The organism is Rhodococcus sp. H-CA8f (genome assembly GCF_002501585.1).
In the GTDB taxonomy this organism is placed as follows: Bacteria; Actinomycetota; Actinomycetes; order Mycobacteriales; family Mycobacteriaceae; genus Rhodococcus_F; species Rhodococcus_F erythropolis.
Genome location: NZ_CP023720.1, coordinates 3731898 through 3743725, shown reverse-complemented (window position 1 = coordinate 3743725; position 11828 = coordinate 3731898). Strand labels below are relative to the sequence as shown.

Below are 11828 nucleotides of genomic sequence, written 5' to 3'. Positions count from 1 at the left end.
CGACACCCCGTTGGCCGTTCTTCCGGCAAACTTGGACAGGAACGGGCACAGGTCCGAGTGGACCGGTGACGATGTGGGCCGATTTCGGCCGGTAGAGATTGGGGTTGCTTGTGTACCGCGTATTCGAGGCACTGGACGAACTGGTCGCAATTGTCGAAGAGGCGCGCGGTGTTCCCATGACCGCGGGGTGTGTTGTGCCTCGCGGTGACGTACTCGAGCTACTCGACGACGTCCGGGACGCAATTCCGAGCGAGCTGGACGACGCTCAGGACGTCCTCGATCATCGCGACAAATTGGTCGGTGACGCGCGAGCAAACGCCGAGAAGACAGTCAGCAGCGCCAATGCCGAGGCAACCTCGACTGTCGAGAACGCACGCGACGACGCCGACCGGATTCTGTCCGATGCCAAGGCTCAGGCCGATCGCATGGTTGCCGAAGCACGCGCGCACGCCGATCAGTTGGTCGAGGACGCCGAAGCAGAAGCGGAACGGACCGTCACCGACGGCCGTCGTGAGTACGAGGCCGTCACCGGACGGGCGCGTGCCGAGGCCGATCGGATGATCGAGTCCGGCCAGGCCTCGTACGAACATTCAGTGGCGGAGGGAACGGCGGAGCAGGCTCGTCTGGTGTCGCAGACCGAGGTTGTCCAGTCAGCTCACGCGGAATCCGCGCGAGTGATCGACGCCGCTCATGCCGAGTCCGACAGGATGCGTTCGGAGTGTGACCTGTACGTGGACACCAAGTTGGCCGAGTTCGAAGAGTTCCTCACCGGAACGGTTCGATCGGTCGGGCGTGGTCGTCAACAGCTTCGAACAGGTTCGGGAGTCCCCGACTACCAGGACGACGATCGTCGTTCGGAGCGTCGTCGCTAGAGCGAACGAGACAGTCGAGGGTGGGTCGTCCGATATGGGGCGGCCCACTTTTTCGTGGACGGAATTGGGATTTGCGTTGTAGCTGCCGTATTGTGGAGTGGTTGCCCATACCAGTTTCAACAGTTAGGTGAGTTCTCTTTGTCAACGCATCGTCGTAGTTCGTCGCATCAGTCAAGTGATGCGGGATTTTTGCTGGACACGGTCAAGCTCGGTCGTCGTCCAGGGTCGATGCGTACCGTCGAGAGAACAATTCAGTCCCCGAACCGTATCGGTCTCGATCTGATCGCGATCGAAGCGGGCGCGGACATAGATCTCGATCTTCGTCTCGAAGCAGTGTCCGAAGGCGTTCTCGTCACCGGAAACGTGCACGCACCCACCAAGGGTGAATGCTCGCGGTGCCTTGAACCTTTCACCGACACCGTGGACATCTATCTCACGGAGTTGTTCGCTTACCCGGACAGCACCACCGAGGAGACGACGGAAGAGGGAGAGGTCTACGCGGTCGAAGACGACGAAATCGACCTCGAACCGGTTATCGTCGATGCAGTCGGTCTGGCGCTTCCGCTCCAGCCTCTGTGCAGTGACGATTGCCTGGGATTGTGCTCAGAATGTGGCATTCGCCTGGCGATTGCGGAATCTGGGCATGGGCATGACATACTTGATCCTCGCTGGGCTGGTCTCGCGGCCAAATTTGGCGTGGAATCAAACACCAGCGAAAATCTTGTGATCACCGAAGCCGAGGAGAAGTAGAAGTGGCTGTCCCCAAGCGCAAAATGTCGCGATCCAACACGCGGTCGCGTCGTAGCCAGTGGAAGACCACTGTGCCCACCCTCGTTACCTGCCCCAACCGTGGCTGTGGCGAGCAGACCCTTCCCCACATCGCATGCCCGTCATGCGGTACTTACAAGGGCCGCCAGGTAACCGCTGCTGTCTAGTTCTCCCCGGAGAAAGACTATGACGAGCGAAAATACAGTTTCAGCCGCCGGCGGCGAGGGCAATCACGACAAGCTCCTCGCCGCTGTCGGCGTAGATATAGAGCCCGGTCTTCTGACCCTGGCTCTCACGCACCGCTCGTACGCGTACGAGAACGGCGGTCTGCCCACGAACGAGCGCCTCGAATTTCTCGGGGATTCCGTTCTCGGCGTCACGGTGACCGAAAATCTCTATCTGTCCCACCCGGACAAATCCGAAGGTGATCTGGCGAAGATTCGTGCCAGCGTGGTCAACATGCATGCACTCGCCGAGGTTGCCAGGACTCTGGGTGAAGGTGGACTCGGAGCTCACCTGCTGCTGGGTAAGGGCGAGGAAATGACGGGCGGCCGTGACAAGCCGTCCATCCTCGCCGACGGTATGGAGTCGATTCTCGGCGCCATACACCTGCAGCACGGCATCGATACTGCGAGACGTGTTGTTCTCGATCTGTTCGACGATCTACTCACTCGCGCACCGCTTCTCGGCGCGGGTCTGGATTGGAAGACGAGTCTGCAGGAACTGACCGCAGAACACGGTGCCGGAGTTCCCGTCTACGAGATCACCGCTACCGGACCCGATCACGACAAGGAATTCACGGCCACAGTTCTCATCAGTGGCAAGCCCTTGGGCGTCGGTGTCGGTCGTTCCAAGAAGGAAGCCGAGCAGAAGGCAGCAAGTTCGGCATGGAAGACGATGTCGGAGAATGCCGCTGCTAGCGCAGTCGCTGCTGACAACCCGTCTGATCTCGCCGGCTGAGTTCACTCTTGCCTGAGCTTCCCGAAGTCGAAGTCGTTCGCCGCGGCCTACAGTCTCATGCTGTAGGTGCGGCGATCGAGGCCGTCGAGGTCCTCCATCCCCGCGCGATCAGGCGCCACATTCTCGGTTCCGAGGACTTGATCGGCCAACTCACCGGGCAGACCATCGCTTCGGCAGAGCGTCGCGGCAAGTATCTGTGGCTGGTTCTCGAGCCTGCCGGTGTCGGACTGGTGGTTCATCTCGGGATGAGCGGACAGATGTTGGTCCAACCCCCGACAGTCGACTGGGAAAAGCACCTACGCATTCGGTTGGCCCTCGATTCCGGGGCTGATCTTCGATTCGTCGACCAGCGGACCTTCGGTGGCTGGTCGATTTCACCTCTCGTCGAGGTCGACGGAACGATGCTGCCCGAGTCGGTGGCGCACATCGCTCGCGATCCCATGGATGCTGCGTTCGATCTCGAATCCGTCGTGAAAGTCCTGCGGGGCAAGCACACCGAGATCAAGCGGGCGATTCTCGACCAGACAGTGGTCTCCGGAATCGGAAACATCTATGCCGACGAATCATTGTGGCGTGCAAAGATTCACGGCAACCGAATCGCCGAATCGCTCACCAGGCCCAAACTTCGAGAACTGTTGACCGCGGCGCACTCGGTGATGGGCGAGGCGCTCGATCAGGGCGGTACGTCCTTCGACGCGCTGTACGTGAACGTCAACGGGGAATCGGGCTACTTCGACCGGTCGCTGTCGGCGTACGGGCAGGAGAATCTTCCGTGCCCGCGATGCGGCGCGCCGATCAAGCGTGAGAAGTTCATGAATCGATCGTCGTTCAGTTGCCCGCGGTGTCAGCCGACCCCGAGGGCACGGCGAATCGCCTAGGTCTCCGCCCCTTCGGTTCGGCGGAGTGGCAAGATTGCGTCATGGCTGAACAGACTCCAGACAACACTGCAACCGCCCCAGCTCACACGGAGCTTTGGGTGGAACGCACAGGAACCCGCCTCTACACCGGCAAGAGTTCGCGTGGCGCAGAGGTTCTCATCGGCTCCGAATCGGTGCCAGGAGTCTTCACGCCCGGCGAACTCCTCAAAATTGCACTGGCTGCATGCACCGGGATGAGCTCAGACTTCCCGATCTCTCGCCGCCTCGGTGACAACTACGACGCGACGGTTCGAGTGTCCGGTGCCGCCGATCGTGAAAACGAGGTCTACCCGCAGCTCGACGAGGTTCTCGAACTCGACCTCAGTGAGTTGGATGCCGAAGCGCAGCAGCGCCTCATCACTCTCGTCGAGCGTTCCGTCGACAAGGTGTGCACGGTGGGGCGCACTCTCAAGGCCGGAACCAAGGTCACGCTGTCGTTCGACACGGAAGCCTGATGTCCCGCGCCGGCAGTGTTGTCGCTGCGATCGCACTGGGTTCCGTTGTGGCGGTGAGTGCTCCGGCACAGGCATCGGTCCCGGCCGACGGCTCGGACGGTGGTTGCGGCAAATGGACGTCGAGCGTCGTGACGACTGGTGCCGGAATGCTCGAGAATCTCGAATTCGACGGCAGCGGATCGATGGTGTTGTCGCAGTCGGCTCTGATCGGGCCGGGTGCACTGCTGAAAGTGGCGCCGGACGGAACACGGACAACTTTGGTCGGTGATGTCACCGGACCTGGAGGGCTGGTCGCGCGTGACGGTTCCGTGTACTTCACCACGGGCAACTCGACTGTCTCGGGTCTGTTCGGAATCGCCGACGGCAGCCTTCGTAAGGTCGACGTCGCAGACGGATCGGTGACAACGATTGCCGACGGTCTGGTGATGCCGAACGGGCTTGTGCCGCTGGACGGTAACCGTTTCCTCACAGCTCGCACCCTGACCCGGCCGGGGCTCACGGTCATCGACAGTGACGGAACCAGTTCGATCGTTCGTGAGGATCTCGGCACCGTCGACGGCCTCGCACGCTCCGGTTCGACGATCTACGTGACGACCACTTTCGACATGGTGACCGCGGTCCACGTCCTCGACGCACACGATCTGGGCGGGCCGGTGCGAACGATCACGCTCCCCGGGTTCGGTCCGGCAAACATGGCGGACGATCTGACCGTCGGACCGGACGGCGCGTTGTACGTCGCATTCAATGTCGGCGGCAAAGTTGTTCGCGTCGATCCGGATTCGGGATCTTCGTGTGAGATCGCCTCGGGTCTGCCGTTCACATCCGCGGTGAAGTTCGGTGCCGGCCCGGGCTGGGACCCCAACTCGCTCTACACCACCGGTTTCCTCGGCGACGTCCACCGTCTCGAACGTGTGGCGGGCTGAACGTCATGTCTGAGACACCGCCTGTGCGGTTGACGGCGTGGGTTCACGGATATGTTCAGGGCGTCGGGTTCCGGTGGTGGACCAGGGCCCGCGCCCTCGAACTCGGGTTGATCGGATATGCGTCGAATCAGCGTGACGGTCGAGTGCTCGTCGTGGCGGAAGGCGAACGCACGCAGCTCGAGAAATTGTTGGAGTTGCTTCGCTCGGGAACAACACCGGGCACGGTGGATCTCGTGGTCGACAGCTGGGACCCCGCCAGGGGCGACCTGACAGGGTTCGTCGAACGCTGACCGGTTTGGCGGTAAAGTTTCCCCCCATGCACCTCAAGAGTCTGACACTCAAGGGATTCAAATCCTTTGCGTCGGCAACGACTCTTCGGTTCGAGCCGGGGATCACCTGTGTCGTCGGGCCGAACGGCTCGGGTAAATCCAACGTCGTCGATGCGTTGACCTGGGTGATGGGCGAGCAGGGCGCCAAGGCTCTGCGCGGCGGCAAGATGGAAGACGTCATCTTTGCCGGCACCTCCGGCCGCGCGCCGCTGGGCCGCGCCGAGGTGACCTTGACCATCGACAACGCCGACGGCGCGCTCCCGATCGAGTACTCCGAGGTGTCGATCACGCGCCGGATGTTCCGCGACGGCGCGGGGGAGTACGAGATCAACGGCTCGTCCTGCCGTCTGATGGACGTCCAGGAACTGCTCAGCGACTCCGGTATCGGCCGCGAAATGCATGTCATCGTCGGGCAGGGACGGCTCGCCGCGATCCTCGAATCCCGCCCCGAGGATCGACGCGCCTTCATCGAAGAAGCCGCGGGAGTCCTCAAACATCGCCGCCGCAAGGAAAAAGCGGTACGCAAGCTCGATTCCATGCAGGCCAATCTCGCTCGACTCAGTGACCTCACCGCGGAACTGCGTCGGCAACTCAAACCGCTGGGACGCCAGGCCGAGGTTGCTCGGCGAGCACAGACGGTCCAGGCTGACCTGCGTGATGCCAAGATGCGGCTGGCCGCTGACGACCTGGTGACCCGTCGAACCCAACTGAACGACCAGGCGCAGGACGAGAAAGCGGCCCGCGAACAGCACAACGAGGTGGCGTCCGCGCTCGACGAGGCCAACCTCGAACTCGGGCGCCAGGAGCAAGCTCTCGCTCGTCTGACTCCGGGATCGGAAGCGGCAGCGCAGAGTTGGTTCCAGCTCTCCGCGCTTGCCGAACGAGTCAACGCCACCGTGCGCATCGCCCGCGAGCGTGCACGACATCTCGACTCCGAACCCGTCGGCAACCGCGGCCAGGACCCGGACGAGATGGAAGCGCGCGCCGAACGTCTTGCGGCCGAGGAGGCCGAACTCCTCGAAGGCGTCGAAATCGCGCGAGCGGCGTCGGAAGCTGCTCGGGACCAGCTGGCAGCCACCGAAGATGCTGCAGCAGAAGCGGAACGGGCGCACATGGCGGAAGTTCGTGCCGTCGCCGACCGCCGTGAAGGTCTTGCTCGACTCTCCGGTCAGGTCGACACTTTGCGTACCCGCGTCGAATCCGTCGACGCGGAAGTTTCGCGACTGACCGAGGCCATCGACGAGGCTCGTCTGCGTGGGGATGCCGCACAAGCCGAGTTCGACACGGTGCAGGAAAGCATCGGGGACCTCGACGCCGGTGAAGTAGGCCTCGACACCAATCATGAACGCGCCGTCGAAGCTCTCGAGATGATCGACGCACGTGTCGAAGAACTTCGTGAGGAAGAAAAGACGAGCGGGCAACGCATAGCTTCGCTCCGTGCGCGCGTCGAGGCGCTGTCGATGGGCTTGCAGCGCAAGGACGGTGGCGGCTGGCTGCTCGAACATCGGCGCGACGACGGCATCACCTCGCTGGTCGGATTGATTCACGTCGAACCCGGCTACGAAGCTGCCATCGCTGCCGCGATGGGGCCGGCGGCGGACGCCGTCGTGGCGCAGTCGCTGGACTCTGCTCGCTCCGCTGTTGCAGCGCTGGCCGATCAGGACGGTGGGCGTGCGTCGCTGATCGTGAGCGGTGAACCGGTGATCAAACGCGAGGCCGAGATCGCACCGGGCAGTCGTCCTGCCGTCGACGTCATCGACTGCCCTGACGAGTTGCGTGCGGGGTTGACCGCAATACTCGATGGCGTTGTCCTGGTCGAGACCCTCGAGGACGCGATTCGAGTTGTTGCTGACCACAAGGGAATTCGTGCAGTGACCCGTTCCGGCGATCTGCACGGTTCGGGGTGGATGATCGGTGGCTCGGATCGGCAACCCAGCACGCTGGAGGTACAGGCGGCGATCGACGCGTCAGCAGCGGAACTGGCGGCAACGGAGAGCCGATCCGAGGAACTCGACGCGGCGCTGTCCGGCGCTCTGGCCGAACAGGCCGCTCGACGCGAGACCGCGGAGCAGACTTTGGCGGCGCTCAACGAGTCGGACGCCGCCATGTCCGCCATTTACGAGCAGTTGGGCAGATTGGGGCAGGCAGCACGAGTCGCCCACGCGGAATCCGAGCGGTTGACCGCCCAGCGAGTGCGTGCCGAGGAGGGCCGCGGTGAGTCGCTGACAAAGCTGGCGGACCTGGAAGAACGTCTGCGTGTGGCCGAAACCGACGGCAGTGCACCGGGACACGGTGCGGAATCGACCGCTGCCGATCGCGAAATGGCCGCAGCAGCGCTGGCCGAAGTGCGCATAGTCGAAATGGATGCTCGCCTTGCCGTGCGCACCGCCGAAGAACGTGCGGAATCCGTACGCGGAAAGGCTGATTCGCTTCGCCGCGCCGCTGCTGCCGAACGAGAGGCACGAATTCGCGCCGAGCGGGCTCTGCGCGCCAGAGCGCACGCTGCGGAGGTTGCAGCTGCCGTCGCCGAGTCGGGGCAGCGCGTGGCGGCCGAACTCGAGGCCGTCGTCGCTGCAGCTCTTGCTCATCGCGACGAGTTGGCTCGGGCCCGCTCCGAGTGCACGGCCAAGCTGGATCAGGTCCGCGAGATCGTCCGGGCACTGGCCGGACAGCTCGCTTCACTCACCGACGCTGTCCATCGCGACGAGGTTGCGAAGGCTCAGGCAGCGCTGCGCATCGAACAACTCGAGGAGTCGATCCTCGATCAGTACGGTATCGGCCTCGATGATCTGATCGCCGAGTACGGACCCGACGTCGAACTGCCGCCGACCGCTCTCGAAATCGAGGAGTACGAGCAGGCCAAGGAGCGCGGCGAGCAGGTAACCGCCCCCGCTCCGCTTCCGTACGATCGTGCGACTCAGGAACGGCGCGCGAAGCGGGCGGAGAAAGACCTCGCCACCCTCGGCAAGGTCAATCCGCTGGCGCTCGAGGAATTCGCAGCTCTCGAGGAGCGGTATACCTTCCTCTCCACTCAGCTCGAAGACGTCAAGACCGCACGCAAGGACCTTCTTGCTGTGGTCGCAGACGTGGACGCACGAATTCTGCAGGTGTTCACCGAGGCCTATGCCGACGTCGAGCGTGAGTTCGTGGGCGTGTTCGAGAAATTGTTCCCCGGGGGAGAAGGACGACTGGTTCTCACCGATCCGTCGGACATGCTGACCACAGGCATCGAAGTCGAGGCGCGTCCGCCCGGTAAGAAGGTCAAGCGGTTGTCGTTGCTGTCAGGCGGCGAGAAGTCCTTGACCGCGGTGGCCATGCTGGTCGCGATCTTCCGGGCACGCCCGTCCCCGTTCTACGTGATGGACGAGGTCGAGGCGGCGTTGGACGACACCAACCTGCGGCGGCTGATCGGACTCTTCGAACAATTGCGGGAGAAGTCGCAGTTGATCGTGATCACTCACCAGAAACCGACGATGGAAATCGCCGACGCGTTGTACGGAGTCAGCATGCGCGGCGACGGCATCACCACCGTGATTTCGCAGCGACTTCGCGGTCAAGACATGGCCTCGACGTAAGCCCTGCTCACTTTCCGGGTCGGAGCCTGAAACAATGGGCCGGTGACTACCCAGGCTTGGATCATCATCGCGGCTGTAGCGGCCGTACTACTCGTCGTTCTCGTTGCCGGATTCCTGCGCTACCGCAAGGGGCAGGTGTCGCTGAAGGCGCCCGAGACGAAGCCGGAGCTCGGCACCCCCGAGAAGGACAAGTCAGGCGGCTACAAGGCCGGCGGCGGGTTCAACTTCAGTCAAGGCTCGACGGCAACGGCGCCACCTCCGGTGGTTCCGACGCCGCCGGTCGCGGAGAAGCCGCCTGTCGTCGAAAAACCGGTCGTCGAAGAACCTGTTGCTGAGAAGCCGGCCGTCGTCGAGGAGCCGGTTGTCGAAGAACCCGCTGTTGTCGAGGAACCGGTTGTCGAAGAGCCGGTAATCGAAAAGCCGGTCGTAGAAGAACCACCAGTAGCAGAACCTGTTGTCGAAGAACCTGTCGTTCCCGAACCTGTAGTCGTACCCGAGCCCGTCGTAGTTCCCGAACCTGTCGTAGTTCCCGAACCCGTCGAGCCTGCACCGCGCGTGCTGGACGAGATCGACCCGACCGAGGGTCGGTTGGACCGACTGCGCGGGCGCCTCTCCCGCTCGCAGTCAGCGGTCGGCAAGAGCTTGCTCGGTCTGCTCGGTGGCGGCGATCTGGACGAGGACTCGTGGGAAGAAGTCGAGGACACCCTCCTCATCGCAGACCTCGGCTCCGCGACCACGGAAAAGGTCGTCACGAAGCTTCGTGAGCAGATGGCGGCCCGCAGCGTCCGGACCGAGGCTGCCGCCCGCGCCCTACTGCGCGAGGTGTTGATCGCCGAACTGCGTCCCGAACTGGACCGCTCCATCCGCGCATTGCCGCACGATGATCACCCGGCTGTTCTGCTCGTCGTCGGCGTCAACGGAACCGGCAAGACAACCACCACCGGCAAGCTGGCTCGCGTGCTCGTCGCCGACGGTCGTCGCGTCGTGCTAGGTGCCGCGGACACGTTCCGCGCCGCCGCTGCCGATCAGCTCCAGACGTGGGCCGAGCGTGTCGGCGCTGAAGTTGTTCGTGGCAAGGAGGGTGGCGATCCCGCTGCGATTGCCTTCGACGCGGTCTCACGGGGCATCGCGGACGGCGTCGACGTGGTCCTCATCGACACCGCCGGCCGTTTGCACACCAAGACCGGTCTGATGGACGAGCTCGGCAAGGTCAAGCGGGTCATCGAGAAGAAGGCGTCGGTCGACGACGTTCTGCTGGTTCTCGATGCGACGGTCGGCCAGAACGGACTGGCGCAGGCTCGAGTGTTCGCGGAGGTCGTGGACATCACCGGCGTCGTACTGACCAAGCTGGACGGAACCGCCAAGGGCGGAATCGTCTTCCAGGTTCAGCATGAACTGGGTGTGCCGGTGAAGTTGGTCGGTCTCGGTGAAGGTGCCGACGACCTGGCGCCCTTCGAGCCGGGTGCGTTCGTCGACGCCCTGCTGGGCTGACGCCCCCGTGCGCCTTTTTGGTAGCGCGAACTACCAAAAAGGCGCACAGGGTCGGTAGAACCCCCTGGCGAAACCTGTTTGCAACAAAGTTGGGCAATTGGTTCACGTCTGCGAAACGCGACAGCGCCATGGACGAAACACCAGCCCAGCACTCTTCTCCTTAACGACGTGCTGCCCGGCACGTGCGACTAGGAGGTAGTAAGTGAGTACCGACGATTTGTTGGCGAACTCCGGTAACGCCGCATGGATGCTGATGGCTGCATCTCTGGTCTTGCTGATGACACCCGGCCTCGCTTTCTTCTACGGCGGGATGTCTCGGTCCAAGTCCGTCCTGAACATGATGATGATGTCCTTCGGGGCCATGGCCGTCATCGGCGTCATCTACGTTCTGTGGGGATGGTCGATGTCCTACGGCACCGAGAACATCGGGGGCATTTTTGCCAACCCGTTCGAGTTCTTCGGCCTCAAGAACAGCATCACCGATGCTGACGGCAACTTCATCGCCGGCGCGTGGGGCTACCCCAACGTCATCGACATCGCGTTCCAGGTGACATTCGCGATCATCACCACCGCCCTTATCAGTGGTGCCCTGGCCGAGCGGGTCAAGTTCGGCACCTGGCTGCTGTTCTCGGGTATCTGGGTCACCGTCGTCTACTTCCCCCTCGCACACATGGTGTGGGGCGGCGGACTCCTCTCGGGCTCCGAGGACGGCATCGCGGCAAAGCTCTTCGGCACCACGGTCAACGACGACGGAGTCACCGTCGCCAACGTCGCTCCGATCGACTTCGCCGGTGGCACAGTCGTTCACATCAACGCGGGTATGGCCGGTCTGGTCCTCGCCCTCATCGTCGGCAAGCGTCTCGGCTTCGGCAAGACCGCCTTCCGTCCGCACAACCTGCCCTTCGTGATGCTCGGCGCCGCACTTCTCTGGTTCGGTTGGTTCGGCTTCAACGCCGGTTCGGCATTCGCCGCCGACGGTAACGCCGGCCTCGCCTGGGTCAACACGACCACCGCGACGTGTGCCGCAGTCCTGGCCTGGCTCGCCACCGAGCGTATTCGTGACGGTCACGCCACCAGCCTCGGCGCAGCTTCCGGTGCGGTCGCCGGTCTGGTCGCCATCACCCCTGCTGCCGGTGCGCTCAACCCCGTCGGTTCCATCTTCCTCGGCGCAGTAGCCGGCATCCTGTCCGCTCTCGCAGTCGGCCTGAAGTTCCGCTTCGGCTTCGACGACTCGCTCGACGTCGTCGGTGTTCACCTTGTCTCCGGCCTGTGGGGCACGATCGGTATCGGATTCTTCGGCACCGCAACCGGCCTCTTCTACGGCGGCGACTACAAGCAACTGGTGGTTCAGATCGTGATCGCACTCGCAGCACTCGTCTTCACCGGCGTTCTGACGACGATCATCGGCTTCGCACTCAAGCCCCTGGGCTGGCGAATCTCGGCCGAGGACGAGGCACGCGGCATCGATGAGACCGAACACGCAGAGACCGCATACGACCTCGCGTGATCAGCACGTGATTAAAGTGAATTCAGGCACT

Annotated in this window: 11 protein-coding genes; all 11 read left to right on the top strand. The window is 63.2% G+C overall.

Going from position 1 to position 11828, the window contains the following annotated elements; translation table 11 throughout:
* The first annotated feature begins 110 nt into the window (after positions 1–110).
* The 11 genes from CPI83_RS17410 (at position 111) to CPI83_RS17360 (ending at position 11797) form a co-directional block, all read left to right on the top strand.
* A complete protein-coding gene (locus tag CPI83_RS17410; RefSeq protein WP_003942696.1) occupies positions 111–872 on the top strand; it encodes a DivIVA domain-containing protein in 762 nt (253 codons plus the stop codon).
* 189 nt (positions 873–1061) lie between these two features.
* On the top strand, positions 1062–1622 hold the full coding sequence (locus tag CPI83_RS17405) for a YceD family protein (protein WP_007729319.1): 561 nt from the start codon (positions 1062–1064) through the stop codon (positions 1620–1622).
* Between the two features lie 2 nt (positions 1623–1624).
* Positions 1625–1807: a 50S ribosomal protein L32 gene (gene rpmF / locus CPI83_RS17400; RefSeq protein WP_007729318.1), complete on the top strand. Its 183-nt coding sequence runs from the start codon at positions 1625–1627 to the stop codon at positions 1805–1807.
* A 19-nt stretch (positions 1808–1826) separates the two neighbouring features.
* Positions 1827–2600 (top strand): ribonuclease III, encoded by a 774-nt coding sequence (gene rnc, locus CPI83_RS17395; protein ID WP_019747952.1) that lies wholly within the window; start codon positions 1827–1829, stop codon positions 2598–2600.
* Positions 2601–2608: 8 nt separating this feature from the next.
* Positions 2609–3478 carry a bifunctional DNA-formamidopyrimidine glycosylase/DNA-(apurinic or apyrimidinic site) lyase gene (gene mutM, locus CPI83_RS17390; protein ID WP_019747953.1) on the top strand — a complete coding sequence of 290 codons (870 nt, stop codon included), beginning with the start codon at positions 2609–2611 and terminating at the stop codon, positions 3476–3478.
* 41 nt (positions 3479–3519) lie between these two features.
* Positions 3520–3972 carry an OsmC family protein gene (locus CPI83_RS17385; protein WP_020907278.1) on the top strand — a complete coding sequence of 151 codons (453 nt, stop codon included), beginning with the start codon at positions 3520–3522 and terminating at the stop codon, positions 3970–3972.
* Complete coding sequence (locus CPI83_RS17380) at positions 3972–4895, top strand: SMP-30/gluconolactonase/LRE family protein (protein ID WP_092763631.1); 924 nt, start codon at positions 3972–3974, stop codon at positions 4893–4895. The genes CPI83_RS17385 and CPI83_RS17380 overlap by 1 nt, the downstream gene beginning before the upstream one ends.
* Before the next feature lie 5 nt (positions 4896–4900).
* Positions 4901–5185 carry an acylphosphatase gene (locus tag CPI83_RS17375; protein ID WP_097387497.1) on the top strand — a complete coding sequence of 95 codons (285 nt, stop codon included), beginning with the start codon at positions 4901–4903 and terminating at the stop codon, positions 5183–5185.
* Positions 5186–5211: 26 nt separating this feature from the next.
* The gene (gene smc, locus CPI83_RS17370; protein WP_092763629.1) at positions 5212–8799 is read left to right on the top strand and encodes a chromosome segregation protein SMC; all 3588 of its coding nucleotides are present in this window, start codon (positions 5212–5214) and stop codon (positions 8797–8799) included.
* 42 nt (positions 8800–8841) lie between these two features.
* On the top strand, positions 8842–10290 hold the full coding sequence (gene ftsY / locus CPI83_RS17365; protein ID WP_092763627.1) for a signal recognition particle-docking protein FtsY: 1449 nt from the start codon (positions 8842–8844) through the stop codon (positions 10288–10290).
* A gap of 247 nt (positions 10291–10537) precedes the next feature.
* Positions 10538–11797 (top strand): ammonium transporter, encoded by a 1260-nt coding sequence (locus CPI83_RS17360; protein ID WP_042450902.1) that lies wholly within the window; start codon positions 10538–10540, stop codon positions 11795–11797.
* The last annotated feature ends 31 nt before the right edge of the window (positions 11798–11828 follow it).